A 26,039-nucleotide genomic window follows, 5' to 3' on the forward strand; every position below is an offset into this window, starting at 1 on the left:
ACTGGAATGGGAGATATCCTTTAATGGCTAAGTGAATGGAATAGATGGGCTGATGCCTTCTTTAAAGGAGGGTCAATTTTGTCTATTTTAAATTTAACCATTATTGGGATCGCTGGGTTCATGTGCTATAAATACGCCAAGCGAATGCCTAGTTTAGGGTATTCGTTTTTTATTGGGAAGCTTGCATCTCCAAGTAGTGCATTATTTCAGCGTTTCCGCAAGGAGATGATCTCGGATGAAATCATTAATGAATAAGATTGCGATTGTTACTGGAGCTAGCCGGGCGCAAGGAATCGGCACTGCAATCTGTCTAGAGTTAGCTAGAGAAGGCGCTGATATCTTTTTCACACATTGGTCCGTATATGATCGCGGAATGAACTATTATATGAATGAAGATTTAGACTGGCCGCAGCAGTTGAGAGAGGAAATTGTCAGCTTGGGGGTACGCTGTGAGTCCATGGCGCTAGATTTGTCGCAGCCGGATGCACCAGGGATATTGTTGGGTGAAGTTCAAAAGCAGTTGGGTTCCCCGTCTATTCTAGTGAACAACGCAACCTATTCTGTGGATGTAGATTTTCGTTCCATTGATGCAGCGATCCTGGATGCTCATTATAACGTGAATGTTAGAGGTACATGCCTCTTAATGGTTGAGTTTGCCCGCCGGATAGAAGGACAACATAGTGGGCGTATTATTAATATGGTGTCAGGACAGGACAAGTCACCGGAGCCGGGGAATTTAGCCTATGTTGCAACCAAGGGGGCGGTTTCTACGTTTACAAAATCCATCGCACTTGAATTAGCCCCGTTGCAAATTACGGTTAATGCAGTAGATCCTGGACCTACAGATAGCGGATGGATGAACAGTGAAGTGAAGGAACACTTACTCCCTAAATTCCCGATGGGACGCATTGGTGAACCTAAGGATGCTGCGAAGCTAATCGTTTTTTTGGCAAGTGAAGAAGCAGGATGGATTACGGGGCAAATCATTCATTCAGATGGGGGCTTCTGGTGAAGTAACGATTGATATACTTACTAAGGGAAGGACATGATGTCCTTCCCTTTTTTTCTCAACTATTCTCCAGGCTATTCATCGGGTATTGTAATACTCGGTTCCAGTTCCTTGAGCGTTAGCCATTTCATCCCTATTTCAAAATCTTCTTGGAATGTTGTTTCCAATAAAACTTCAGGTTCTACAGGCATGTTGTGTTTGGCCCTGTACTCCTTCCAGTATTGCGCCCAATCCGCCGGGTTCATCTGTTGCTGATAAATGACAATTTTATGCGGAGCGAGAATGGCATTGGTAATATGAATAGTTTGGCTAACAACCTCGGCAAACGCCTGAAAGTCCAGGGAGCTTCCCCAATCCACATGTAGTGGGAGGAATTTAATTTCACCGGCCATGCCGTCTTTTCCTTTGACAATTCTGCCATCCAGATAGATGCCCATACCAGGAGGGGTCTTGTCTGGAAAATAGATGCCGACCACCGTTTGCTCTTCTTCAGGCTCTCTCTCTACACAATATCCAACCACAGCAGCGTTGACGTCATTTTCAAGCACGACAGGAAGGCCAAACTCTTGCTGCAAATCTTCAATGATTCGAATCCCGTTGAGCCGTTCATGACTGCTTACGGTAATTTCACCATGAACAGATTGCCCTGGAATGCCAAGCCCGATGACATTAATGGAAGGATACTGCACTAGAAATTGGTTAATTATTGCATAGAGACGTTCTTTTTCGAACAATGCCATTACATAGTCTTCCCGTGCCAATACATCACCTTGCAGATTGATTACTGTTGCAACAACAGTATCTTGACCCTGATATTCCCTCATATAGAGGACTAATGCCAAATGATAGTTGAAATTATACCGGTAATTTAAAGCGGGTCTTCCCCCGCTCGATGAGACTAACTCATCCTCCAATAACTCTCCATACTTCACAAGATCTTTAACGAGCGAATTAATAGTCACGACACTTAACTTCGTTAATGCCGATAGCTGAGGCTTTGTTGCTGTTTGCACTTGCTTCATTACTCTTCTTACGTGATTCAGGTTGATTTCTTTGATAAGGTTCTTACTAGGCTGATTCATTGGGAGCCTCCATTATTCCTTAATGAAGATTTTTATTCACTATGCAGCAAAATTGATTCTAAAGTCAAGTGTAGTTAGAGCTCACAAGTTAGTGAAGCTTATTGTAACGGTATTGCTAGAATTAATCTTGACAATAAAATCGTACTGAATTATAAGGTGTCTCGAACCCCGATGATACGGGATACGCTGGGTGCCTCTACGGAACAAATGGGGTGGATCATATTTGGGCTGGCCACAGGCTCTCTCATCGGACTCTTGAGTGCCAGCTATTTGATTGCGCATAAAGGCGGACGTTATGTCATGATGATGGGTCTGATCATTAGCTCAGCCCTGATTGTAGTGTTAATAGCTGTAGGCATAGCGGGTTTATTCTCACATGCGGCAAAGCCAATTGGGGAAAGAGATAGCGAGTCATAAATGCTGTGAATGAATAGAAAATATGCAAGGCTTCCGAGTTGCTTTAGATTCGGCAGCCTTGTTTTTATAATTTAGGAAGAAAAGCGTGATATCCCTTTCGTTTGGTTCTCCAGCAGATTGTCATAGTCTGGAATAAAGAGTAGGATAAGAAAGATGAACCAGACTACTGCTGAAAGGGATGATTGTTTTGAGTAAAGTGCAGTTTAACCCCGTTACATCCTATGAACCATCCCGTAGAGGTGAGGGGGAGAGACACCAATGCAATCCGCAAAAATGAAACTAGAGGCTTATATTCGCAGCTATCTGGAATTGTGGGAATTCTATGGGGTTATTCAAGTAATCAGCAAAGGTGAAGTTTTATTTGAAAGCGCATACGGATACGCAAATCTTGAGTTTGGGATCAAAAATAATATCCATTCGTGCTTTTCTCTCGCTTCCGTGTCGAAGCAATTTACCGCTTTTGCAATTATGCTGTTGCATGATCAGAACAAGCTGAATATCGATCAGCCTGCGCAGGTTTACCTTCCTGAAGACATGATGATTGATGAGTCTATCCGTGTACATCATTTACTGTCGCATACATCCGGGTTATATAATTTTTATAATTTTGAAAATGACTTTTTTGCTGGATACAACAGAAACGAGTATTCGCAAGACGACTTCTTTAAAAGATATATTAACAAACAGCCTACAACACCCCCAGGTACCACCTTTGACTACAATAATTCCAACTATAATTTACTGGCCTGGATCATCGAGAATGTCTCTGGAGAGCGTTATGAGGATTTTATCCGAAACAACATTTTTAAGCCTTTGAAAATGATGAACAGTGATGTAGATGATGGCTGCAAACCTATTAACAACAAATCTACTCCGTATACAAAAGATTTTAATACAATCATTAAGAGTCCTTATCATAATGAAAAATTCAGCATCGGTGCTGGCGCTATCGTTTCTAATTGCGAAGATTTGTTTAGATGGTATACCTGTTTGCGGGATCGGAAGCTCCTTTCCCCAGAAGCCTATTCCAGGTTCTTCAACGAAAACCAAAATAACTACTGCAACGGACTGGAACATCATTATGTGTATGGGGCACACAGTTATGCTCATGGGGGAGATCACCTGGGAGTAAGCACGTATATGCAGAATTACTTCGATGAGGATCTTTGTATCATCATTCTTTCGAATAACGAAGCCATCGACCAGTACAGACTGGGTCAAGCCATTGCAGATATACTGCATCATGTAGAGGTCAAGGCTCCTACACAACATGATGAACAGATCATCAGCGAAGACATGCTTACAGAATTTTGCGGGACCTATCTGAAGGACAAGATCGAAATCGAACTTATTCAGGGGAAACTATACTTTACGAGATTTTCAGGGAATCTTCATATAGAGATTTACCCGGTAGGTGAAGGGAGATTTGTGCGTAGACATTCGGACCAGGTTGACCCCTATCGTATTGAAATGAACGAACATGGGAAGAGGACATTTTTCGGGTATCCGAAGAATGGATAGCCACTACCCGAATTGAAGTCCGCGACCGTCGCGGGCTTTTTTTCGTTAAAAGACAGTGATTACCAGCTGCGCTGCGTCAAACATATATAGACGATAGGGAGGAGAGAACAAAGTGACTTTTAAAATACGAAAAACGGCCGTACAGTCCCTCTGGATGATGTGGGAAAAAGCGTTCGCGCTGCTGTCTCATTTTCGCGGTTCGCACAAATCTCGATTTGGCATATGTACAGTGTTGCTTAAAAAACACCGGGGGAAGTCCATAGTTTGTCAGGATGACACGGTTATTCAGCACGGGGAGTGGATAGGGGAAATCCATCTCGATAATGAAATGATCCTGAAGCTGATTCAAGCCGAAGGTTCGGACCGGGCTGCGCTGCAAACCGCCCGTATGCTACGTAAATCCATGCAGCAAATCAACGATGCTTTCGAATCGCATTCCGAGTTCAAGCAGGCTAAAGCTTTGATGGGGATTACACTGCTTCACCGGGGACTAGTTCACGGTCTGGGTTTTGAACAACAAAGCCTTAAATCCGGATTTTTCGAGTGGTTCACAACGATCTATCTTCGACTGCTGCTCTCAGCTATGCACCCGGAGGGAAGACAGCGAATTCGCCGGAGGACAGAGCTGCTGGTACCCATACGGCTCATTCATTCGCGGAATTCCTTGCAAAAACGTTTCTCCCCCTTGCAGAAAACTACGGGTTAACATAGTTTATGATGAAATAGACAAACGAGCTATTCTCCCCTGACATTAAACGCATATATTTAATTTACCATCATTATTTTTCATATGGAGGAGAGTCATGCTCAAATACCTGGCAGGCGGAATATTGTGTGCAGCCTCTTGTTACATGTTTGTTCCAAGCTTGATCAGCCGAATCACCGGTTTTGGTGTTTTCCGCAAGGGAAGAGCTCAAAAGCAGGTGGCTTTTACTTTTGATGATGGCCCGCATCCGAAATATACTCCAGTATTATTAGATTTATTGGAATTGTATCAAGTTAAAGCAACCTTTTTTGTGCTTGGCGCGCAAGCAGAGCAGTATCCGGAGCTCATCCGCAGGATGGACCGGGAAGGCCATCAGATCGGCATTCATAATTATTATCATAAGACTAACTGGCTGATGCTGCCCGGTACGATCCGGCGTGAGCATCTGGAACGTTCTGCCGATATTATAGAATCGATTGTTGGAATTCGGCCGAACCATTACCGCCCGCCTTGGGGCTTGATCAACCTGTTTGATTTTTTCCATTACAGACATTACCGCATTGTTCTTTGGTCGCTAAAAGGCGGTGATTGGAGCAGCAGGGTCTGCCGCACCCGCTTACAGTCCACACTCTTAGGCCGAATTACCGATGGTTCTGTTGTCCTGTTACACGACAGCGGAGAGACCATGGGTGCAGACCCGAATGCACCGTACTACATGATGCAAGCGCTGGAGGAGGTACTGGGAGAGCTGAAGACCCGGAACCTGCAATTCGTGCGTCTGGATGAGATGGCTTAGGAAAAAGTGAGAGCTGGGATCCAGGTTATGGACCTCAGCTTTTTTGCCTTTTATCAAAAGTAATCCGGGCGATCGCATCATGGTGATGAATCGATTCTTCATTACGGCATTCCACTGTGAACCTCTCCACAAAGTCATATTCGTAGAGATCAGCAGCAATTAGCCGAGTGAGATCCTCAACAAAACGGGGATTCTCGTAGGCCCGCTCGGTCACCATTTTCTCATCAGGACGTTTCAGCACGGGGTGAAGCGCAGCACTGGCATTCGACTCAGCCGCTTCCAGCAGCATTACCTTCCAATTGTCGTTCAGAAGCTGCGGGTCAACATTGACCCGAATCGAGACCAATCCCCGCTGATTGTGTGCGCTGTATTCACTGATTTCTTTGGAACACGGACAAAGTGTAGTTATAGCAGTTGTAATACCCACCGTAATTTCAAACTTCCGGTACTTAGACCCGTCATACGCTATTTCAATATACAACTCGGAATGCCCTAACCCGATTAGATTAGAGGCAGGTGCTGAACGCTCATAGAACCAAGGGAACTCCATCACCAGCTTCGAACCAGTCTGATTCATAACTACGGCTAGTTCTTTTGTCAATTTACATAATTGAGCAAGATCTGTAGACAACCCTTCCTGCCGATAGGATTCCAAAGTTTCTGTCAAGCGGCTCATATTGATTCCCTTACTCTTTTGACCCAGATTCGTAGTCAACTCTATGCTTGCTATGGTCGTCTGAACATGAGGTGCCAAAGTTGAATGGATGGTGAGCGGATGCTTAACTCTTGTGATGCCGACCTCTTCAATTGCAAACAAATAATCTTCTCTATGATTCTGCAGGTCGGTCATCTGTTCTTTAAGGGTGGGCTTGTTTCCGTTAACGGGAGGAACAGACCCGAACAGCACATGCCTTTCTTTTTTGCTTGGAAAAGAGGATTTGCTCATCTATATTAACGCTCCTTATTGTAAAGTAAATGAATTGTTATATTAATAGTAAACATTACTAATAACAAGTCAATAGTTTTATGTGAGTAGGTCTTATATTTGCTCCCATAATTCGACAAAAAAGTTTGAATAGTTGGTTTATAATGGCTGAAGAGTTTCTGGGTAAAGGAAGTTAGTCATGCTTAGAGAATGAAGGGGATTAGTCGATGAAAAAATGGCTGTATGTGTGTTTGTGCTTTAGTTTGCTGATGAGTCTGGGTGTATCTAAGGGACCTGTAGCTTCTGCTGCAAAGGCCCAGCAGGTGTTTCGAATCGGGGTTGAACACCTGCCAGAATCGCTCGATCCAGCAGCGGCTGAGGTGGGTAGTTCTTATACGATCGTGAAAGGATTATTTGAGGGCTTGGTTCGTCTGAATAACGCAGGACAAGCTGTTCCCGGCATGGCTGAAAAATGGACGCTTTCGGATGATGGCAGAACGTATACCTTTACCCTTCGATCTGGTGCCAAGTGGAGCAACCAGCAGCCGGTGAAGGCGTCAGACTTCGAGTACGCATGGAAACGGGTCCTTGCACCGAGTGCTAACACTCTTTATGCGTACAGCTTCTTTGTGATTGCTGGCGCAGAGGACTATAACAACGGGAATTTGAAAGATCCTGCGAAGATCGGTATCAAAGCAATAAATCAAAATACGCTGCAAGTGAAGTTGAAGCAAAAAACTCCTGAGTTCCTCCAAATTCTTGCACATCCAATCTATCTGCCGGTTCATGCAGACACGGTCAAGGGAAATAAGAATTGGGGTAATACGGACAAAACCATGGTCACTAATGGCCCATTCAAGCTTAAATCGTGGGATGACGATGAGGCCGTATTGGTCAAAAATCCCGACTACTACTTGGCGAAAGAGATTTCTTTCTCAGAGGTTCGTGTAGTGGTTCCAAGAATCAGTCTGGATGGGATCAACACCGTGACATCAGCTTATCTTATGAATAATGTAGATTGGGTAGGCGGAGAAGAGAATATTGATTATGAAGGTTTGGATGACAAAACTTTCGGTGATCTAATCCACTTGCCATATGGTAGCACGTATTTCTACCAATTTAATCTTAACAAAGCGCCGTTCAAAAATGTAAAGATACGTAAAGCGTTAGCGATGGCTATTGATCGGAAGGCCTTATCTTATGGCACGCCAGCGTATGGTTTTGTGGCTCGGGGGATTCGGGGAACAAAAACGGATTTCCGCTCGGAAATATCGGATACGGCATACTTTAAAGAGGATCTGAAACAGGCTGGGCAGCTGCTAAAAGAGGGTCTGAAGGAAGAGGGACTGAAGGCACTCCCAAGCTTCTCTATTATTATTAACGAAGGTGACGGTCATAAGACTATAGCACAAGCAGTGATTGGAGATTGGAAGAAGAACCTTGGAATTAATGCAAGTATTGAAGTGAAGAGCTTTGGAGAACTGATCGATAAACGGCATAAGGGGAGCTATAGCATAGCCCGAGCAGGATGGGGGGCGGACTTCAATGATCCAGCAACCTTTTTGGAGTATTTCACCTCTTGGAGTGGCACAAATGATTCAGGCTGGAGCAGCCCACAGTATGATAATTATATCAAACAAGCCCAGCAGACCTTTGATACTCGCAAGCGCATGCAGCTATTAGCCAATGCAGAAAAAGTTCTGATCGAACAAATGGTCATTATACCGTTGTATTATTATGTGGTTGATGTTTTACGTAAGCCCGATATCAGGAATGTGTATATTGATAACGATAGATCCGTTATATTCAGCAGAGGATATTTTCAGTGAAATTTAACGCGAAATTTTGAAGATCACCACATAAGGCCCGCGTTTGCGGGCTTTTTTAGCTGTTAGCCTGTGAAATATTAGGTAGATGTATCTGTTTCTAGGGAAACATAACTTTATAGTGGGAGTGTGAAATATGAAAAAAATATTAGGGGTTTGTATTATGATAATGTTGATACTAGCATCGGCTTGTGGAAATGTTGAAATGACATCAAATCCAAATACTTCCAGTGAGCTTAAACCTGCAACGGATGAATCTATTATTCCAAAAAACACATCCGAATATTGTGATATAGAAAGTATAAATTTGGATAGTGAAACTGAAAAATATTTCTATGGAACTTGGAAAGTAGAGAAGCATTTAGGATTTGCAAACTCATATAATGATGCTTCTGAATATCCAACAGGGCAAAAATTTATTGGAGATGAAATTATCATCAAACAAGACTTTTTTTCATCAAAAGGACTTAAAAACTATAGTGTTTATCAATATGAACTAAAAAAACCATTATATGAGATTACAGCGACATGCTATAACTCTGACTCTTTTTATAGATTATATAAAATAGATATCCCAGATTTAAATATAAATGATGTAGTAAAAGTAATAAATATAAGTGACCCTTCTACAAAAATTAGAGTACCTTTAAGTTTTTTTGTTGTTAATACCGATAGGCTTATCTTGTTATCAGAGGCAACTATTTTTGAGCTTAAAAAAATTACTGATTAAATGAATTAAGGTTATGTAATAATAATGGATGCCGCTCTTCCGACTCCAGGTGTCGAGGATTTGGAAGCCGCCGTGGAGTCGATCCATCTGAGACGTAATTAGTTGACGCATATTGTGCAGCAAAGTAGGTAAGGCAGTTCAAGTAATTGCTACTGATTTACAGCTAAATTTTGTAGCAACAGATTATTATATTTAGCCGCATGTTTTTGCTCATCGAGAATAATTCCATACAAAGTATCCTTGTAAATACCGTACGGAAGACCGAACCATATCTTTCGATATTTTTCAACTGCAGATAATTCACCTTGGAAGGCTTTTTGCAACCCGGCAATATAAGAATTAACATTATCTGGAACTTCATTGCTAACTCCCATCACTTTATGTCCTGTTAATTCCCAATACATTTGGTGAAACATTTGATTATGTCCTCTTTCATCGTTCCGAATAGAGGTGATAACTTCAGCTTGTTCTTGGTTCGGAGCAAGTTTGATGAGCTGGTCATAAAAAAGCTCATCATTTCGTTCACCTTGTATCGAATTCCTCATTAATTCAAGTGCATCTTGTGTTGAAGTGGCCCAAACGGGAACGAATTGTGATCTAGACCAATGCGGATAAATCATATGCATGAGCGTAGCCTCCAGAAATATAAGTATTTATATCCTCAATTATATGCACATGAGCCTAGTGTGTGATTAATTCTGAGTTTTGGTTGAACCATACAGAGGTTGCTTATATGGGGCTACAGGGTGCCAAGTAAATGAGCAGTATACACAAGTGAGAGGTAGTAGATGTATCCGTTTCTAGTGACTTGTATTGAAACAGCATCTTACCCTAATTAGAGCGTCTCAACCAATTTCTGAATCTTTGAGTGGGAAATTAAATATACAGGACCCATTATTTCTATTTTGCCATCCTTTACACGTATAGCGCTCTTCTGTTCTGCCGCATAAACATCAATCTCTTCAGACAAGGGGAATAGGTAGCCTTGAACAAACGTGGCGTAGTCGCGTTGAGAGTGAGATTCATAGGCAAAATGATCAAAGCCAATACTATCATAAATACTACTTGTTTCAACTTCATCAGTGTTATTCAAGCTTAACCATTTTGCAGCCATGTTTAACGCACCGGCGCTGGCACCCATTATAACGGCATTGCTGTTCTTAATAACATCCGATAATTCATATTCCGCCAAAAAATCGTTCTGCAGAACAGGATCTCCACCGCATAAAAAAATGACAGAAGCGTTTTGAATTAATCGCTGGGCATCTTCCTTCTGCATCCGGTAATCAATGAAATGATATTCATTAAAAATAATGTTAGCCTGATTCAACCATGTCCATTCAGAAACATCATCAAAGTTAATTTTCTCATCTGTATAACCAGACGGTGTAGCACTAATCATAACAAGCGATTTTCTGTCTAGTATATCCTCATGCAAACATTGGACCAGCTGCTCTGGAAAAAAATCATTAAACCAACTGAAATAATAGTGAGTACTCAAACTTAATTACCTCCATATGTATTATTTACATGGAGGCCGCCGGTATTCGGCAGCCTCGTTTTTGAGCCAGGTATCCGCTAGTTGAGTGACGATCTCTTTTCTGACTTATTTCAAATTTCAAATGCTGATAAATGGTTATTGGATTGACTTCAACAACTTTATTTCGGAGGAGGGTAAAACTAAACGCTCAACCTCCACATCAAGTGGCATGAATCCTAAATTATAATAAAGGGATTCGGCATATGTTCCTTGCAACACACCAATCCTTAATATTGGATAATCCCCGTACAAATGTGTTAATGCTCTCTTTAGCATTTTGGAAGCTAATCCCTTGTTCCTGTATGTGGGGAGGACACCGATGTTAAATACACCAGGAGAAAATATTCGCTGGTGCTGGTAGTTACACAAGAATAACAAACATGCTCCGACTAATTGATTAGTATTATTATCATATACCAGCGTAGATGCATTAAGCATTGAACTGGTAAAATGATTTAAATTCAAGTTAAACATAAAGCTTTCATTTGAGGAATGACCTCTTCGAGCTGCATTAATTCCCCCTTTAAAGCTCTCAAATAACAATTCTGCTATTTCTAATTCGTTTGCATACTTTCCGTACTCGATAACAGGCGTTTCAATTCTAACACAGTCATCCCATATGATATCGAGGACTTCGGTTGGCCGTTGCATCCAACGGGAACGATTAATGTCTACCCAAAAGCCTGCTCTGGAAAATAAATCAACTTGATGCGGAAGTACATCAATCACCGTTATATCCTTAGAGCCGTCAGAAAAATCCACAAGAAGTTGCTTTATTAATTTCACTACATTTAATTCATCATTAAAAGGCGGAATAAAAAACAAGTTATACATACTACTTGCGGATAGAATTACCCCGCCAATTTTTGCCTCATCTTTAAAAACCCAAAATGAATTATCGCCATCATATACATCAAAGGCAGATTCTTTAAAAAATCCGTTATGCGCTTGATTATAATAAACACTGTAATAAATACTCCAGGCTTTAGCATCAGCTTTGCGTAAAGAGAATTGATCTGACAATGCATAGAAAGTCAGATCCGTCGACCATGTTCGGGTGTTTGTGCACATCTAATTTCCTCCGTTTTAATTGATTTAACTTGCAAAGATTAGATAATTGATAGCTGTTCGTCTTTACCATTTCACATCACCCTTTCAAAACATTATAATTACATTTTAATCCAACAATAAGTCGGAATTTTGATAAAAAACAAATAAAATAAAAAAATATTTTGTGGTTGGAGCGGACGAAATTCCATCTCGGAAATTATAAGAGTATGATCCTGCTGATGGAGAACTACGAGAAGAACACTAAGGATCTTCAGCCTGTGAAATATAAATATTAGGTGGATGTGTCCGTTTCTAGTGACTTGCATTGTTATATAAGTATTCATAAAGAGAGAGGGGGACTACATATCGACACCACAGGGATCGAAGATTATATTCAACAGGTGCAGCAGGGCGCTGCGGAAGCATTCATCTCGATTGTAGAGGCGTACCAGCCCAAGAGAGGACAGAGGCGGTGTATCTGACGTTCAGCAGTATTAAAGAGCAGTTGACGCAAACTGCGTAATAAGGACAGGAATGTATAAAAAAGACGCCGCATTATTTGCGCCGCCTACGATTATGTAAAAAACCTAGTAATACCAATGCAAAAAAGCGGTGAGGGGTATCGGTTGTTTAAGGTCTATTTGCTGATGACCATAGGAAAGAAAAAATAAAAACGTACGCTAAAAAACAAATTACAAAAGCAGCCGAGATCCATCTTATTGAAGAGTTCATTATACTTTTTTTCCCAAAAAAACTTGTTATAAAGGAGCCCGTAAATCCAAACATGAAGATATAAAGAAACTCTTTATTATATTCAATAAAAACATCAAAAAAGTAGGTTGCGAACACTACTAGAGAGACAAAAAACAAAATACGAGTGAAGTATTTCATGTTACCTCCTTAAAATGGTTTATTTACTATTATTTATACTACAGCTTATTTGGCTTATTGCCAATAAGAAGAGATGAAGGATATAACTTGAATGTAAATATTACGATAACCCAATGCAGTTTATTAAATTATGCTAAAGACCTGGCATGTAGGATATGTGCCGCTGAATTGACAGACTCGGATTAATTCCAAATTCAAAAATTTATTATTGTCATAAAGGTCTTGTGATTTTTCCACAATGAATACCTCCGTTAACAGTTAATGGACTACGCAATTAAATGTGATCTGACAGATGCTGAAGTAGCCCAAGCTTTTTAAAACGTAGTTCAAGCAGTAAAGGGACTTCATGATCGTGGTTTGATGCACAGTACGAAGATTCTTGACATTACCTGTGAAATACTATGTGGATGTGTCCGTTTCTAGTGACTTGCATTGTTATATAAGTATTCATAAAGAGAGAGGGGGACTACATATCGACACCACAAGGATCGAAGAGTATATTCAACAGGTGCAGCAGGGCGCGGCGGAAGCATTCATCCCGATTGTAGAGGCGTACCAGCGGCAATTATTTATCTACTGCTGTCGTCTGCTGGGTGACGAGCAGGATGCTGAGGATGCAGTGCAGGATATTTTTCTGAAAGCCTATAAGTCAATCTACAGCTATGCGCAGGCCGTCAGTTTTAGCGCCTGGCTATACAAGATTTCCTACCATCATTGTCTGAATCTGATTCGCAAACGCCAACTTTACGATAAGCTGAGCCGGATCTGGAAAGGGCATTTTGTTGTAGAGAGCGCCGAACAGGAGTATCTGAGAGGAATCTTCAATGAACCGCTTTCTAAAGCACTGACCAAACTTTCTGTGGAGGAAAGAAGCTTGCTGGTCCTGTATGTTTTTCATGAGAAGAGCTACACAGAGATCGGAGAAATTGCAGGCAAAAGCCCGGAAGCTGTTCGTAAAAAGATAACCCGGGTTCGCAGAAAGGTTAAGGAAGACATCAATATCTATCAGGAGGAAGGTCAATGGGAGCATACATGGATTCAGACGAAGAGTTAAGAAGGTACTCCGTTTCTGACGATCATTTTCGAGAGATAGACCTCACATCCAGCATAAGACAGGAAATTGAGAAGATGGGGCATACCAATGCTACCAAATCCCGGCCCGCTAAAAGAAAAACAGTTCTATCCATTGCTGTAAGCTGTGTTTTTCTGCTCTCATTTACCGCTTATGCGGCCTCTGGACACCTTCAAATCTTCAATAGTAAAGGGGAGGTTGTGGTTAAAACGACCGATCCATCGCCTTCGTTGCCTGATAAGCTGAGCAATGAATTGGAGATATACGGGAGACAAGTACTGAGTCTTTTAAAACCCGGCGAATTGGCGGCTTATTACATCAAAGATGATTATATCAACAAGCTGAACGGCTATGACACAGTAAATGAACTTAAATTTGAGCAACTACCTATAAATTATCGATCCTATAAAGAGTTCTTGGCTGAGCAGGCCCGGACTTCGGCACCGAGACTTCAGCAGCCCGTATATCTTCCCAAAGGGTTAAGCTTCTCATACGGTAAAGTATTTCTTGAGATGCCTCTTGGTAAGGAGAGCGAACCGTTAAAACAAAAGCTAATCGATAGGGCGAATGCTTCCAATAATAATGACAAATTATTTATCGAGAAACTGCAGGGTTCCAAAGCTTCCTCGTCAGTCCTCCATTTAACAGATGGGAAGAATGATACTGCTGTAGGCATTACGGCCAGTTATGGCCTGGGAATCAGCTTGACTAAATCGCCGGATGCCACGTCCGAGATCATCCAGTTAAAGCAAGTAGAGGCCGTCTATCTCAATCAGCCTATTCTTGGCGAAACGATCACCTGGTATGATAGCAAGCAAGGGGCTGCTTACTCTATAATGGTGAATAAGCCTGGACTGGTGAGTAAAAAGGAGCTTATAAAGATGGCAGAGAGTATGGTTACGGAGTGATTCTGCCGTTGCGCTAGCGACGGATGATTAAGAAGGAAGCTGTCATGTGGCCGAGGGCTCATAAAGTGAAGCACAACAAAGGAGGCTGTTCCCAAAGATATATCTTCTTATGGGACAGCCCCTTCTTTTTGTAATAAATCTAACTTGTTGTGATTCTAAGCGGGAAATGTAGCCGTTAAATCATCTGCCTGATTGCCTTCTTGTTCGGAAGCTTGAAATTGAATGTTATATAACTGTGCGTAAAGTCCATTTCTTTCTAACAAAGAATCATGTGTGCCTTCCTCAACAATAGCACCTTGATCTAAGACGATAATTCTAGATGCTTCTCTTACGGTTGAGAGTCTGTGCGCAATCACTAGTGTTGTTCGATCCTTCATTAACAAATCAAGAGATTCCTGAACCATACGTTCGGACTCATTATCGAGAGCGGAGGTAGCTTCATCCAGAAGAAGGAGTGGAGCATTACGTAGAAAAGCTCTGGCAATAGCTATACGTTGTCTTTGACCTCCGGATAAAGTCGATCCATGTTCACCTAGCAAAGTGTCATAGCCATTAGGCAGCTTCGAAATAAATTCTTCTGCGCCTGCAAGACGGGCAGCTTGATGAATTTCTTCATCCGTTGCTGTATTAGAACTGTAAGCAATATTATCCCGTATAGTTCCTGAGAACAAATAAGGAGTTTGTGGGACATAGGTTATCATTGCCCGGGCCTCTTCAAGCTGATCAGGAATAGATTTTCCATAAACAGAGATACTGCCTGCACTTGGCTCATACAGCCCGCAGCATAATCGAACGAGTGTCGTTTTCCCCGACCCGCTTGGTCCCACCACAGCGACGGTTTCACCATGCTGGATATGGATATCGACCCCAGCAAAAAGTGACGATTCACTTTCCTTGATAGATGAATAGTTGTAATGGACATTCTGTATCTGTAGTGCAGCCACTTCATCAGTAATTACAGGTGATGTGTTAGTTTCACGTGCAACGTGATCGTTTCCTTCATCCGCTGAATCTAATATAGCGAATACGCGGTCTGATGCGCCTAAAGCTTCCTGTACACTGCCCCATGTTTGGGACATATGGACAAATGGCCATTGAACCCTTCCCATCAGAATAATAAAGGCGAGTACTTCACCTGCAGTCGTCCCGCCTTTTAGAGCAGATAAAGCTATTAAAGCCGCACAGGTTATCATAATGAGATTGTTGATAAAAGCGGAAGATTGCCATAGGAGTCCATTCAATAGTGATTTTCTCAGCTGCATCCTTCGTAGCTTCTCACGTTCTAACGCATATTTGTTTAAGAGAATTTCTTCTAGCGAGAAAGCTCTCACGACTGCCATGCCTTGTAGTGTTTCTTGTAGAATCCCCCGTAAAACCGCCTCTTTAGCGTATATTTCAGTAGATAATTTACGTAGCCTCCGATCAAAGAAGCGGCCAGAAAGAAATACAAGGGGTCCCGATCCGAGCGCAAGCAGGGCGAGCCAGACATCCGTTTTGGCCAAGTATAGAAAGGAAATACAACATAAGAGAAGGTTATAGCCTAAATCATATACAATACTGTTAATCATACCAATGGCTGCACCTGCATCCTGATTATTACGTGAAGTCAAATCACCGGAATGCATGGATTGTACTTGCTGGAAAGGGATTCGGTTACTCTTGCCAAATAGCTTACCACGGATATCCCAGGCCATCCGGCTTTGAATGACAAAGCGGAAGTAATGCTGCAGCATAAGACAGCAAATGATAATCACACAGACAATGGCACAAATAACGGTTATCCGCGTAAGCGTATCCATATTAGAGCCGTTGATCGTATCAATAAACACCTGCTGTACAGCTGCAATTCCTACATCCATTACTAACCTGGCGGAGAGGAGGAGTAGAGCAACAATAAAGCCAATACGATAAGGCCTAGCATAAGACATTAATCGACGCAGCACATATCCTAGTTTAAGATTTTTGGATTCTTGTATATTCATTACGCTTCCTCCATGACTGCAGCAGAAATATCATTCTTCTTCAATGTTGTCTCCACCATGGTGTAATACTTTCCTTTCAAATCCATTAGCTCTACATGAGTTCTTTCCTCAACAATAGAGCCCGCTTCCATATAATAAATATGGTCTGCATTTCTGATCGTAGAGAGTCTGTGAGCAACAACAACGGTTGTTCGATCATGCATGAGTTCTTGCAGTGCTTGCCCGACAATTTCTTCATTATGACTGTCGAGCGCTGCAGTGGGTTCATCAAGTAGTAGAAGCTTAGGCTTTCGCACAAACGCCCTGGCAATGGATAGTCGCTGTCGTTCGCCTCCAGATAATGTAAGCCCCCGTTCACCGATAAAAGTCTCATATTGATGAGGGGTTGTCATAATGAATTCATGGATACCAGCGTGTTGTGCAGCTGAAATAATGTCTTCAAAAGTAGCATCAGGTCTTCCCCATGCAATATTCTCATAGAGTGTTCCGGAGAATAGATAAGATTCCTGAGATACATAAGCCAAATTGCTACGCCAGGATCGAGGTGGAATGCTGCTTAACAGCAGGTTACCGGAGTGAATTGTACCTTCATTAGGCTCATAAGATGACAGTATTAATTGAAGAAGGGTACTTTTTCCGCTACCGCTAGGACCGGCAAGCGCGGTTACCTTACCAGGTTGAATCGTCAGATTGACATTAGTTAATACTTGATCATCACCATAGCCGAAACCGACGTTGTTAAAAGAAATGGGATATAATCCGCTAACCGCCTGATTGGTGTTCATCGAGACTCCCGAATGAAGATTTTTATCATTGGAATCACGGTGTACACCTTCTTCTTGTAAATCCAGGACCTCAAATAACCGCTTACCTTGCGCCAAAGAGCCTTGTAATTCAGTCCATAGATTCGCAAGCTTCGACACTGGGTTTGCAATTTGCTCGAAGCATACAAGAAAGGCTGCCACAGCGCCCACATCCAAACGACCATGAATAACGAGATATCCACCATAGGAGAGAACATAGAGCAAACCACCAAGAATAACGGCAAGAGGCATATTATAAGCTACAGCTTCTAAGCGTGAGACCGGTAAATGTATTTTCAAATATTTCATAACCCGCCCTGTGAATTGCTGCTGAAGCTTGGGCGCAAGGGAGAAGGTACGAACAACCTCAGCACCCTGTACCGTATCCTGTATAAACATTTGTTGAGTAGTTTCAATGTGCTGTCTTTGCTCATGCATGGAACGTAGGCGAGAAGAAAAGGGAAGCATCACAAGCGGAACCAATGAGCAGATCAATAGCATCCCCAAGGTTAAGGCATATTGGAGAGAGAGCAGATAGGTCAGAAGAAATGTAATTTGCATCAGATTACTGAAGAGATCAATCGTCTTCTGATTGATGCCTTGTTGGGCAGCAGTCGCAGAATCATTAATACGACTGATGAGATCGCCAGAATGATAACGGTCTAAATCTTTCATTTGAACATTTAATAATCTGGACAGAACAGATACCTGAAGCTTGGAGGTGGATTTGAACTCAAGTACACCTGATAAGTAAGTTTTTAGAAAATTAGCCGAAGCCTCCACAGTAATGATTACTATTGCAATAATTGCTCCGGAAATCAAACTGGACAAGTCTTTATTCGTAGCAGCATTGATTATCCGCCGTAATGATTCAGCGATCCCAACTGCTGCAAGAGAAACGATTGCTGCCAAGATACACAATATGAGATACCAGCCAAAATAGGGTTTTCCAAGTTTCAGTAAACGCATAAATGTATTCGAAATGGCTCGTGATTTCTTTGTTGGCTCCGCTTGAGCATTCATCGATTTATTCAAATTAAATCCTCCCTGGTTCCTCATCTAGCATGACCTTGGTAGTGATAGCCAGCAGTTCTCGCAATTTATCTACTTGAAGATGGTAATATAACCGATGATCTTCTCTTTTGATCTCGATGAGGTCTAAGAAGAATAAGAAGTTGGCATGATAAGATACCGCTGCGGGTGTGATGCCAAGTGCTGTTGCAATTTCTTGCCCATAGTGAGGGCGATTGCGTAATAGTAACAAGAAGTCTAAACGTCTTTTATCCGAGAATGCCTTTAAGAATAATTCCGTTTTCTCCCGATCGGCGGCAGGGCCGAATATAAGATCATTATGTACTCCGAAGATTACTGTTACCACACGTTCAGATTCTGATGTGTTAAAAAAGAGACAATGGTTTCCAAATTGAGTTATGAAGCTAACGTGAAAATTAGTAGGGACGTCATATAAGGCAGGTTCATTTTTGTTAACCTCACGAATAAATCGTTCAGGATTATCTAGGAACATTTCTTCATACCGCCGGGAAGCTTCTTCAGATGCCTTTCTTAGTGGCTCTTTCAAAAGTGAAAACACATCTCGATAGAACTGTTTGAAGAGCTGCATATAACGTTGCTTCGTATCCTCCGGATGATTGAGGCATTCGAACAATGGTCCATGAGCCTCAATAACCTCATGATGTGGTTTTGTTCTAGTTAGAAGCTCTGTCATTAAGCGAAAATCCTTTTTAACGACCTCCCAATCGTTTCCATCGAGTAGTTCTTCTAATTTATCGTAATATACGCCATATACCATCTCTGCAACTACCTTCTTGGCTGGGCTTTCCTCCAAACGAGTGATCCATGCTTCAGCCGTTAGTGGTTCTGCCCAGGTACAGATGGACTCAAAGAAAGCAAAGTCCAGTGCTTTATGAAAAAAGTTAAATTGAAAGAAAAACAGGAGTTCCCGGTGTGCATGAGGCGACAAAAGTGACCGTGCTTCTTCATGATAGGATAAGGCAAGGGGATCCAGTTCAATTTTATAATCCGCTGCCCACGTCCGTATCTGCTCTTCATTAGCAATCATCCCCATGAAAAGAATGAATTCTAAAGCCTCGTTGTAAGCAAAATTAATGTTCTTTAGTAAGGTATTCTTCATCGTATCTGCCATCTTAGCCTCCATTTTTGAATAAAGTGAAATTTAAATATTATGTATGATTGATCAATGTTCAATAATCACTTAATGTTAAAATAAACCATATCCTATTTTTTGTAAAGATAAATATTTATTTCGTGATTTGACGATGTAATTCAATTTGAACAATTTTGAGGAACTGAAAAAGTTTGTGTGGTAAATTTTTCATGGTAAACTATGGAGAATTAAATCTCTTTTGGAGTAAGCATAGAGGAGGAAATGATGATATGGAAGTTGGAAAAATATTAGGTATAGCCTACAATGTGATTCCTGTTAAGGATCTGGAGAAATCGGCGGCATGGTTTGTCAAGCATTTTGGATTTAATATTAGACATCAAAGAGAAGATTATTTAAGTTTATTTAGAGAGAACAGACCGATTTTAGATTTAATTCAAAGTGATAATGATTCACGAGCGGTCTTTGAAATAAAACAGAAGAAAAGGTGGATCATTACATTCTTCACTAATGACATTGTATCTTTACATGACTACTTGAAATCAGAAGAAGTTAAGGTAGGAGATATTAGTGATGAGGGGGAATACGGGAAGTTTTTTGTGCTTGAAGATTTGGATGGTAATATATTTGATGTATGGCAACATCATGATTGTGAGCTAGTTTACTAGATATAATTCCCACGAAACGAGCCCTACAAGTGATTCTAGAGGCTCGTTTTTTCTCGTATGTTCTTAATGGAAACTCCTTCAGCGGCCTCATCACCAACAGTGTGGCTAGTTTAGTTCTTTTGATGAGACTCGTTAAACCATGCAAGTGCAAGCTGTTCCATATCTCTTACAAATCCTTTTTTGGCTGGGCTATATTCGCTTGTGTTTTCATAGTTTGTAGCTAATTCTTCTTTGAATTGAATGTACCGGACTATTTCTTCCGGATGGCACCTTAAGTAATCTCTAAATATAAGATGCCGTTTAATAATCTTCTTCCTGGAATACCCCATTCACCTGCAACGTCATATCCGAGTGAGTTCATCATGTCGATAACAGGTTTAGCTTTTAAGCCCGGAACGGATGTACTGCCAAAATGTTCAAAGCGAATGATTTCATCTCCAAATATTGCTTTTAAAAATTCGGTCTCATCTTGAAATTGTCTAACCCAGTTTTCATTATAATCAGTTAATCTTACTTTCACAGAATGCCCTCCTAAGAAGTCTTGAGGATTACGTCGCAGAACGCCGAGAGATAAATGGATTTCCGGCTTGAAAAAAGAGCAGCTCAGAAACTAGTAAATAGTTCTGGACTGCTCTTATGTGTTTGAAGTGTCGCCCCGGTTCACTTCTTCTTGGTGAGTTGTTGACGCTTCATTAAGACCGCTGCGGATGCGGAGGGTTCTTCCGATCCTCCGCTCTAATGGTTCCGTATTTTCAACCTCTGATTTTTAGATAGAGCCATAAAATCATTCCAAAAAAACTATTCCGCAGTAATAAATCTTCTGCCAAGCCACCACATTACACTGCTGATCGCGAGGAAATATAAAGGCATTGTCAGCAATGAACCATTATGGAGAAGGCTCATTCCCCAAGTAGTCAGACTCACCAGCAAGTAGTATCCCAAGCTGAATATCGCACCTGCGGTGCCAATCACGTCATGAAATTGAACCAGTGCGAGACTCAAGCTATTAGGCAAAGCCATGCCGGCTCCAATCAACATCACGAACATAGCCATTAACATGCAGATGACGACCACGATGTTCGGCACCCCGGACAGGCTGCTTCCCACAGTTAAGAGTAACGCCCCACTGGCCATGACTAGACAGCCACGGTGAATGATTTTTTCAGGTGCATAAAGGGGTAATAATCTTCTGGAGATCATAGCCCCGACAACGGAGGCCAGAGCCACGATAATGCCCATAAAACCATAGACTCCCGGGGACAGCTTAAAGTGTTCGATGAAAATGAAGGGCGCTTCGGCATAATAACTGAATAATACCCCGTTAATTCCACCGATTAAACCTCCGAATACCAGCACACGTGGCATTGCAAGCATTCTTCGAACTACCGGCAGTATCCCTACCTTTGATCTCTGAGAGACGTTAGTTGTCTCTGGCAGTTTCAAAAAGGCATACACAAACAACAACACACTCATCACTACAAGGACAAAGAACACCGCCCTGAAGCCGAAGACCTGGTCAACCCAGCCGCCAATAAGCGGTCCAACTGCGGGGGTAAACGCAATAACCGCTGATATTTGGGCAAACATGACATGTCTTCGCTCTCCCGATACACTTTCGCGGAGCATCGTTTGGGTGACGACCGAGCCTGTTGCAGCACCAAAAGCCTGGATGAAACGGCTGACCAGAAGCCAATCGATGGAATTCGCATACAAACACATTAAGCTTCCGATGCCATAGACGATGAGACCGCCCAGCATCGCAGGCCTGCGTCCGATCAGGTCAGACAACCAGCCCCAGCAGAAGACGCCCAGAGCAAATCCGATAAAATAGATACTTAATGTAAACTGTACGGAACTATTAGATACACCCAGTGCCGCTGCCAGATCCGGTAGAGATGGGGTATAGATGGTCTCACTGATTTGTGGAAAACCCACAAGAACAATCATTAATAGTAAAGATGGTACTGCATATTTCTTCATTATAGTTTAGCCCTCCTACAAGCTGAGACTCCGTTATGACAACAAGAATATGAGCCTAGCTAGGGAAAGGGGGGCATCATGATGGCGAGACGACTATAAATCATCATTTGTTGAATTACCTTTCATTGTTATAAGTGTAGGAGGGTTTGTAAATCATTGTTAATGCTCGGCCTAGGTTAACATGCTTGATATGGCAAGTCAACCATCCCAGGCCAATATTACTATAAGCCCATGCTGTCTACAATTTCTTTAGTCGTCCGTGTTCGGCCTATACGTGGGAAAATGTAATCGCGAACATGGTTATGTTCAGCTTCACTGAACCCCGTCATGGCGTCCTCTGCGAAAATGAGATTGTAGCCATGCATGAACGCTTCGCGCGAGGTCGTATCAACACCGAGTCCAGTAGCAATTCCGCATAGAACAATGGTATCAATTCCCCGTCGGCGTAATTGGAGATCAAGATCTGTTCCATAGAAAGCTCCCCATTGCTTCTTGGTCACAATATGATCGCTTTCCGTCACACCCAACTCTGGCAGAAGTTCATCCCACCCTGCAGATAAATTCATTGGAGGAGGGCTTTGGTCCAGTGTTGGACGAGGAAGATCCATCATATCTTTGCTTGATACATGTACAAGAACGACAAAGGATTCTTGCTGACGAAATGCCTGGGCTAACGAAGCGGCATTGGCTACAACCTGCTGGGAAGTATAGGGAGCATACTGGTTGCCCAGCCACTGTTGAAGATCAATGACAACCAATGCTGCTGTTGCGGGGTTAAATAAAGAATTCATATCTTATTCACTCCTCGATTAATTTATTGACTAGGTGTTCGTAATTATGTACTATGGGTCAAAAGAAGTCAAGAAGGGGTGTTATATATGGCGGTAACTAAGCAGGAGGTCTTGCGTTCGGCTTACAGGTTATTTAAGGAACGAGGATTTCTGACTACGTCCATACAAGATATTGCCGACGATTGCCAAATCGCCAAAGGTTCTGTATACAAGTATTTCTCTTCCAAAGAGGACCTATTCAGTGAAGTGTTCGATGCATGCCAGAATGATTACTTTGATATGGTGGAGAATTTACAATCCATTCGAGAACTCTCGCCTAAAGAAAAGCTTCTTCAGCAAATCGTCTTGCGATTTAGATACTTTATCGAATACAAACGTATCCTTGTAGATTTCACTGAGTTGCCCATCCAGCAAGACCCTACATTTGCTCCGCTTCGGGAACGGGTTCGGGGCCGGCTGATGATGCTGCATCGAGATTGTCTGCTGCCTGTTTACGGTGAGCCAATAACACCTTTCCTAACGGATCTGGTTTTTATTTATAAAGCGATTCTTAAAGAATATTTATACTGGCTGATTGATGGATTTGAAGTTGCATCTATCGAAGAGACAGCCCAGTTTATTGTGCAAAAAGTAGACGTGCTTGCGGATTCCATGCTGAATACCAAAGCAGCACCATTAATGCCGGCTTCTATGCTTCAATCCCATCCTCATTGGGGATTCCAGGGGAAAGAAGAAAATAGGCAAGAGGCCATCCAAGACCTGATTGCACAGATTGGGCTTCTTATAGAGAAGATCCCTGCAGGCAATACGACTCGAAAGGAACTGCAGGAATTGCTGCATTTATTTAGCGAGGAAATGAGCAAAGCCGAACCTTCCGTAGCTTTAGGAGTGGCCATCTTAACCTATTTAGAGAAAGAGAATGAAATTAAGAGCCGGGCGGTGCAGCTGAAGAATATGATTCAGGGACCATTTTATTCGTAATAGCCCTCAGTAGATTTACGAAGTTGCTTGAATTGATCCCCATCATGGCCAAACCACACTTGCGAATTCGTACGTGTAGCCAGGGTGCGGATCCTTTCTACTGTCTCCCGGTACCCAAGCAGATCATAAATAATGCCTGGCGGCCGGACGGGTGGTCCGTAGCTTTCCGCTGAATAGATCGCATCCGAAGCCAGAATAATTCCTCCTGTCTCCGGCAGTTCAATGTGCAAGCCAATCATGCCCCAAGCATGTCCGCTGCCAAAATTGAGGATCTTAATGCCCTCAGCAAGCTCCAGATTATCCTCTTGGCGTTTGATGGTTTTCCATTGCAGATGATTCTTGATCCAGGCATCAATGTCGCCCCAGACATAAGCACCGTCCTTGATATTACGGGCATAGCTCTGCAGCGCACCGTTCAACTCATCTTCATGTACGATAATAGTCGCGTTTGTGAACATCTCCAGGCATCCCGCATGATCCAAATGCAAATGGGAAGCAATGACGTACCGAATGTCTTCGGGTCGTACGTTCAGCTGTTCCAGCCGGTTATGCAGATAACATTCCTCACTGGCGACCCATGGAGAGGACAATTGGGTAGATTCAGCCCAACGTCCTTCAGGGCCCATTGAATTGGGATTACATGCAGTATCGAATAAAATCTTTCCCTCAGGGTGGTCAATCAACACGGTATAGATCGGAAATTCAACGAATTGCGTTGCCGCATTAGGGTTATTAATCGTAGCCGGATTATGCATGGCGATGATCCAGTTCTTGTCCATACTCATTACTCCGTTATCCATTACATACAGTTTGGGCCGTGGTTTAATTATATTTGACATACTCATTTCCTCCTGATAAAGAGTTATTTTCATTCCATTGCACACTCCACTCGTAACCGTTACGGTAGTGTGGCGGCAGCTATAGACATACCTTAATCTAAAATCTAAAATTACATAAGGAGGCACTTTAAAGTGCCCAGGTTACTTACAAGTTCATAAGGAGGAGAAGGTATGACATCTTCCAATAGAAAAAAACAACCCGACTTTACGCTGGCAGGCTGTGGCTATAGCAGGGTCCTTGATATTATTTCCAACAAATGGACGGGGCTCGTCATTTATGCATTAGAGAACGGCCAGATCAGGTATGGGGAAATTTCCAGAAAAGTCGATGGCATTTCCAAAAAAATGCTGACAGAAACGCTGCGAAAGCTGGAGCGCGATGGAATCGTAAAACGCCATATCACACCGGTGGTACCACCAATCGTGGACTATTCGCTAACTGCATTAGGCGAAACCTTACTTGAACCGATGAAGGAACTAAGGCAGTGGGGCAGAACGAATTATTCAGAAGTCGAAGAGGCAAGGGCCAACTATGATCGGACATTACCAGAACGAGGCTAAGCAAGTAATAGCCTCTTTTTTTGGCGATGCGAGAGTTATGTATGAATTAAGAATTCCTTAAGAATTGTTTCATAACCAGTTTATACTTGGGCATTACATTGGTTTAGACGAATTCTTGAATTGAAACGGAGTGAATATTCGTGCACCAATTATTATCCTGGATATCTGAAACAGCCCTGCATCTGGTAAACACAATGGGAGTATGGGGGATATGGATAGGCATGATTCTGGAGAGCGCCTGCATTCCGATTCCAAGCGAGGTAATTATGCTCAGCGGTGGTTGGCTGGTTGCTCAAGGCTCACTTTCATTTGTGGACGTAGCTGTAGCCGGAATCATCGGGAATCTCTTGGGTTCGATCCTTGCATATTATGTAGGCCGGGCCGGGGGACGGCGCCTGCTCCAGAAGTATGGCAAATATATTTTGCTGAATGAGCATCATCTGGAGCAAGCAGAACGCTGGTTTGAGCGTTTTGGAGAGAGTACTGTATTTTTCACCCGTATGCTACCCTTTGTCCGAACCTTTATCTCTTTACCGGCAGGGATTGCAGGCATGAAGACCTGGAAGTTTGCAGTGTTTACCTTGCTTGGCAGTATTCCCTGGAATTTGGCCCTGCTGTATTTGGGATATCGTTTGGGAGGAAACTGGAGTATTGTGGAACACTATTTACGCCCGGTTAGCTATGGCATTTGCGGTGTGGTATTGCTGCTTCTCGTGTGGTGGTTGCTGCGCAGAAGAAAGGATCGAACAGTCTGACTTTAGAGCAACGGAGGTTGTACTTTTAGATCTCATGTGAAATGACGTATGATAAGTGCATCC

General features: G+C 42.3%; 25 protein-coding genes and 1 pseudogene. 14 read left to right on the forward strand and 12 right to left on the reverse strand.

What is annotated here, in order from left to right:
* The first annotated feature begins 78 nt into the window (after nt 1-78).
* Nucleotides 79-255, forward strand: a complete 177-nt coding sequence (locus ACFRAM_RS16340; RefSeq protein WP_379466729.1) for a hypothetical protein — start codon at nt 79-81, stop codon at nt 253-255.
* On the forward strand, nt 236-1,012 hold the full coding sequence (locus ACFRAM_RS16345; RefSeq protein ID WP_379466730.1) for an SDR family oxidoreductase: 777 nt from the start codon (nt 236-238) through the stop codon (nt 1,010-1,012). Before ACFRAM_RS16340 ends, ACFRAM_RS16345 begins: the two co-directional genes overlap by 20 nt.
* A gap of 71 nt (nt 1,013-1,083) precedes the next feature.
* On the opposite strand, the gene ACFRAM_RS16350 is transcribed toward ACFRAM_RS16345, so the two are convergent.
* Nucleotides 1,084-2,091 carry an ROK family protein gene (locus tag ACFRAM_RS16350; RefSeq protein WP_379466731.1) on the reverse strand — a complete coding sequence of 336 codons (1,008 nt, stop codon included), beginning with the start codon at nt 2,089-2,091 and terminating at the stop codon, nt 1,084-1,086.
* Between the two features lie 171 nt (nt 2,092-2,262).
* Here ACFRAM_RS16350 and ACFRAM_RS16355 point away from each other — a divergent pair, with 171 nt between their 5' ends.
* From ACFRAM_RS16355 to ACFRAM_RS16370, 4 genes are all read left to right on the forward strand, one after another.
* The gene (locus ACFRAM_RS16355; RefSeq protein ID WP_379466732.1) at nt 2,263-2,508 is read left to right on the forward strand and encodes a hypothetical protein; all 246 of its coding nucleotides are present in this window, start codon (nt 2,263-2,265) and stop codon (nt 2,506-2,508) included.
* A 258-nt stretch (nt 2,509-2,766) separates the two neighbouring features.
* A complete protein-coding gene (locus tag ACFRAM_RS16360; protein ID WP_379466733.1) occupies nt 2,767-4,029 on the forward strand; it encodes a serine hydrolase domain-containing protein in 1,263 nt (420 codons plus the stop codon).
* Nucleotides 4,030-4,141: 112 nt separating this feature from the next.
* Complete coding sequence (locus tag ACFRAM_RS16365; protein ID WP_379466734.1) at nt 4,142-4,735, forward strand: YkoP family protein; 594 nt, start codon at nt 4,142-4,144, stop codon at nt 4,733-4,735.
* Nucleotides 4,736-4,832: 97 nt separating this feature from the next.
* Nucleotides 4,833-5,531: a polysaccharide deacetylase family protein gene (locus ACFRAM_RS16370; protein ID WP_379466735.1), complete on the forward strand. Its 699-nt coding sequence runs from the start codon at nt 4,833-4,835 to the stop codon at nt 5,529-5,531.
* A 34-nt stretch (nt 5,532-5,565) separates the two neighbouring features.
* Here the strand turns inward: ACFRAM_RS16370 and folE2 are convergent, their stop codons facing one another.
* Nucleotides 5,566-6,477, reverse strand: a complete 912-nt coding sequence (gene folE2 / locus ACFRAM_RS16375; RefSeq protein ID WP_379466736.1) for a GTP cyclohydrolase FolE2 — start codon at nt 6,475-6,477, stop codon at nt 5,566-5,568.
* 206 nt (nt 6,478-6,683) lie between these two features.
* On the opposite strand from folE2, the gene ACFRAM_RS16380 reads away from it, so the two are divergent.
* Nucleotides 6,684-8,285 carry a peptide ABC transporter substrate-binding protein gene (locus tag ACFRAM_RS16380; protein WP_379466737.1) on the forward strand — a complete coding sequence of 534 codons (1,602 nt, stop codon included), beginning with the start codon at nt 6,684-6,686 and terminating at the stop codon, nt 8,283-8,285.
* Between the two features lie 133 nt (nt 8,286-8,418).
* Nucleotides 8,419-9,012, forward strand: a complete 594-nt coding sequence (locus ACFRAM_RS16385) for a hypothetical protein (protein ID WP_379466738.1) — start codon at nt 8,419-8,421, stop codon at nt 9,010-9,012.
* Nucleotides 9,013-9,161: 149 nt separating this feature from the next.
* Here the strand turns inward: ACFRAM_RS16385 and ACFRAM_RS16390 are convergent, their stop codons facing one another.
* The 3 genes from ACFRAM_RS16390 to ACFRAM_RS16400 form a co-directional block, all read right to left on the reverse strand.
* Complete coding sequence (locus ACFRAM_RS16390) at nt 9,162-9,638, reverse strand: ferritin-like domain-containing protein (RefSeq protein WP_379466739.1); 477 nt, start codon at nt 9,636-9,638, stop codon at nt 9,162-9,164.
* A gap of 209 nt (nt 9,639-9,847) precedes the next feature.
* A complete protein-coding gene (locus ACFRAM_RS16395) occupies nt 9,848-10,513 on the reverse strand; it encodes a Type 1 glutamine amidotransferase-like domain-containing protein (RefSeq protein ID WP_379466740.1) in 666 nt (221 codons plus the stop codon).
* A 135-nt stretch (nt 10,514-10,648) separates the two neighbouring features.
* Nucleotides 10,649-11,623 (reverse strand): GNAT family N-acetyltransferase, encoded by a 975-nt coding sequence (locus tag ACFRAM_RS16400; RefSeq protein ID WP_379466741.1) that lies wholly within the window; start codon nt 11,621-11,623, stop codon nt 10,649-10,651.
* A 1,249-nt stretch (nt 11,624-12,872) separates the two neighbouring features.
* On the opposite strand from ACFRAM_RS16400, the gene ACFRAM_RS16405 reads away from it, so the two are divergent.
* Both ACFRAM_RS16405 and ACFRAM_RS16410 read left to right on the forward strand, forming a co-directional pair.
* Entirely contained in the window at nt 12,873-13,547 is a 675-nt protein-coding gene (locus ACFRAM_RS16405) for an RNA polymerase sigma factor (RefSeq protein ID WP_379466742.1), read from the forward strand.
* The gene (locus tag ACFRAM_RS16410; RefSeq protein WP_379466743.1) at nt 13,514-14,473 is read left to right on the forward strand and encodes a hypothetical protein; all 960 of its coding nucleotides are present in this window, start codon (nt 13,514-13,516) and stop codon (nt 14,471-14,473) included. Before ACFRAM_RS16405 ends, ACFRAM_RS16410 begins: the two co-directional genes overlap by 34 nt.
* Before the next feature lie 155 nt (nt 14,474-14,628).
* On the opposite strand, the gene ACFRAM_RS16415 is transcribed toward ACFRAM_RS16410, so the two are convergent.
* From ACFRAM_RS16415 to ACFRAM_RS16425, 3 genes are read right to left on the reverse strand one after another with little or no spacing between them, the layout of a single operon-like run.
* Nucleotides 14,629-16,455, reverse strand: a complete 1,827-nt coding sequence (locus tag ACFRAM_RS16415) for an ABC transporter ATP-binding protein (RefSeq protein WP_379466744.1) — start codon at nt 16,453-16,455, stop codon at nt 14,629-14,631.
* Nucleotides 16,455-18,293 (reverse strand): ABC transporter ATP-binding protein, encoded by a 1,839-nt coding sequence (locus ACFRAM_RS16420; protein ID WP_379466745.1) that lies wholly within the window; start codon nt 18,291-18,293, stop codon nt 16,455-16,457. Before ACFRAM_RS16420 ends, ACFRAM_RS16415 begins: the two co-directional genes overlap by 1 nt.
* Nucleotide 18,294: 1 nt before the next feature.
* Nucleotides 18,295-19,422: a helix-turn-helix domain-containing protein gene (locus ACFRAM_RS16425; RefSeq protein ID WP_175372685.1), complete on the reverse strand. Its 1,128-nt coding sequence runs from the start codon at nt 19,420-19,422 to the stop codon at nt 18,295-18,297.
* 251 nt (nt 19,423-19,673) lie between these two features.
* Here ACFRAM_RS16425 and ACFRAM_RS16430 point away from each other — a divergent pair, with 251 nt between their 5' ends.
* Nucleotides 19,674-20,069 (forward strand): VOC family protein, encoded by a 396-nt coding sequence (locus tag ACFRAM_RS16430; RefSeq protein WP_379466746.1) that lies wholly within the window; start codon nt 19,674-19,676, stop codon nt 20,067-20,069.
* Between the two features lie 110 nt (nt 20,070-20,179).
* Here the strand turns inward: ACFRAM_RS16430 and ACFRAM_RS16435 are convergent.
* The 3 genes and pseudogenes from ACFRAM_RS16435 to ACFRAM_RS16445 all read right to left on the reverse strand — a co-directional run bounded on the left by ACFRAM_RS16435 (nt 20,180) and on the right by ACFRAM_RS16445 (nt 22,840).
* Nucleotides 20,180-20,589: pseudogene (locus ACFRAM_RS16435) on the reverse strand (GrpB family protein).
* 278 nt (nt 20,590-20,867) lie between these two features.
* Complete coding sequence (locus ACFRAM_RS16440; RefSeq protein WP_379466747.1) at nt 20,868-22,049, reverse strand: multidrug effflux MFS transporter; 1,182 nt, start codon at nt 22,047-22,049, stop codon at nt 20,868-20,870.
* A gap of 221 nt (nt 22,050-22,270) precedes the next feature.
* Entirely contained in the window at nt 22,271-22,840 is a 570-nt protein-coding gene (locus ACFRAM_RS16445) for a hydrolase (protein WP_379466748.1), read from the reverse strand.
* An 87-nt stretch (nt 22,841-22,927) separates the two neighbouring features.
* On the opposite strand from ACFRAM_RS16445, the gene ACFRAM_RS16450 reads away from it, so the two are divergent.
* Nucleotides 22,928-23,821: a TetR/AcrR family transcriptional regulator gene (locus tag ACFRAM_RS16450; protein ID WP_379466749.1), complete on the forward strand. Its 894-nt coding sequence runs from the start codon at nt 22,928-22,930 to the stop codon at nt 23,819-23,821.
* Here the strand turns inward: ACFRAM_RS16450 and ahlS are convergent.
* Nucleotides 23,812-24,660, reverse strand: coding sequence for an AhlS family quorum-quenching N-acyl homoserine lactonase (gene ahlS, locus ACFRAM_RS16455; protein ID WP_379466750.1), 849 nt, complete (start codon nt 24,658-24,660; stop codon nt 23,812-23,814). The two genes, ACFRAM_RS16450 and ahlS, sit on opposite strands and share 10 nt — an antisense overlap.
* Nucleotides 24,661-24,831: 171 nt before the next feature.
* On the opposite strand from ahlS, the gene ACFRAM_RS16460 reads away from it, so the two are divergent.
* Nucleotides 24,832-25,221, forward strand: a complete 390-nt coding sequence (locus ACFRAM_RS16460) for a winged helix-turn-helix transcriptional regulator (RefSeq protein WP_175372688.1) — start codon at nt 24,832-24,834, stop codon at nt 25,219-25,221.
* 194 nt (nt 25,222-25,415) lie between these two features.
* On the forward strand, nt 25,416-25,976 hold the full coding sequence (locus ACFRAM_RS16465) for a DedA family protein (RefSeq protein ID WP_379466985.1): 561 nt from the start codon (nt 25,416-25,418) through the stop codon (nt 25,974-25,976).
* The last annotated feature ends 63 nt before the right edge of the window (nt 25,977-26,039 follow it).

Source organism: Paenibacillus sp. NPDC056722, from assembly GCF_042790635.1.
Classification (GTDB): Bacteria; Bacillota; Bacilli; order Paenibacillales; family Paenibacillaceae; genus Paenibacillus_AQ; species Paenibacillus_AQ agri.

Excerpts from the sequence above, each read along its gene's own strand:
- ACFRAM_RS16345 (WP_379466730.1), top strand. The coding sequence starts at position 236 with ATGAAATCATTAATGAATAAGATTGCGATTGTTACTGGAGCTAGCCGG.
- ACFRAM_RS16350 (WP_379466731.1), bottom strand. The coding sequence starts at position 2,091 with ATGAATCAGCCTAGTAAGAACCTTATCAAAGAAATCAACCTGAATCAC.
- ACFRAM_RS16355 (WP_379466732.1), top strand. The coding sequence starts at position 2,263 with ATGATACGGGATACGCTGGGTGCCTCTACGGAACAAATGGGGTGGATC.
- ACFRAM_RS16360 (WP_379466733.1), top strand. The coding sequence starts at position 2,767 with ATGCAATCCGCAAAAATGAAACTAGAGGCTTATATTCGCAGCTATCTG.
- ACFRAM_RS16370 (WP_379466735.1), top strand. The coding sequence starts at position 4,833 with ATGCTCAAATACCTGGCAGGCGGAATATTGTGTGCAGCCTCTTGTTAC.
- folE2 (WP_379466736.1), bottom strand. The coding sequence starts at position 6,477 with ATGAGCAAATCCTCTTTTCCAAGCAAAAAAGAAAGGCATGTGCTGTTC.
- ACFRAM_RS16380 (WP_379466737.1), top strand. The coding sequence starts at position 6,684 with ATGAAAAAATGGCTGTATGTGTGTTTGTGCTTTAGTTTGCTGATGAGT.
- ACFRAM_RS16385 (WP_379466738.1), top strand. The coding sequence starts at position 8,419 with ATGAAAAAAATATTAGGGGTTTGTATTATGATAATGTTGATACTAGCA.
- ACFRAM_RS16390 (WP_379466739.1), bottom strand. The coding sequence starts at position 9,638 with ATGCATATGATTTATCCGCATTGGTCTAGATCACAATTCGTTCCCGTT.
- ACFRAM_RS16400 (WP_379466741.1), bottom strand. The coding sequence starts at position 11,623 with ATGTGCACAAACACCCGAACATGGTCGACGGATCTGACTTTCTATGCA.
- ACFRAM_RS16410 (WP_379466743.1), top strand. The coding sequence starts at position 13,514 with ATGGGAGCATACATGGATTCAGACGAAGAGTTAAGAAGGTACTCCGTT.
- ACFRAM_RS16415 (WP_379466744.1), bottom strand. The coding sequence starts at position 16,455 with ATGAATATACAAGAATCCAAAAATCTTAAACTAGGATATGTGCTGCGT.
- ACFRAM_RS16425 (WP_175372685.1), bottom strand. The coding sequence starts at position 19,422 with ATGGCAGATACGATGAAGAATACCTTACTAAAGAACATTAATTTTGCT.
- ACFRAM_RS16430 (WP_379466746.1), top strand. The coding sequence starts at position 19,674 with ATGGAAGTTGGAAAAATATTAGGTATAGCCTACAATGTGATTCCTGTT.
- ACFRAM_RS16440 (WP_379466747.1), bottom strand. The coding sequence starts at position 22,049 with ATGAAGAAATATGCAGTACCATCTTTACTATTAATGATTGTTCTTGTG.
- ACFRAM_RS16445 (WP_379466748.1), bottom strand. The coding sequence starts at position 22,840 with ATGAATTCTTTATTTAACCCCGCAACAGCAGCATTGGTTGTCATTGAT.
- ACFRAM_RS16450 (WP_379466749.1), top strand. The coding sequence starts at position 22,928 with ATGGCGGTAACTAAGCAGGAGGTCTTGCGTTCGGCTTACAGGTTATTT.
- ahlS (WP_379466750.1), bottom strand. The coding sequence starts at position 24,660 with ATGTCAAATATAATTAAACCACGGCCCAAACTGTATGTAATGGATAAC.
- ACFRAM_RS16460 (WP_175372688.1), top strand. The coding sequence starts at position 24,832 with ATGACATCTTCCAATAGAAAAAAACAACCCGACTTTACGCTGGCAGGC.
- ACFRAM_RS16465 (WP_379466985.1), top strand. The coding sequence starts at position 25,416 with ATGGGAGTATGGGGGATATGGATAGGCATGATTCTGGAGAGCGCCTGC.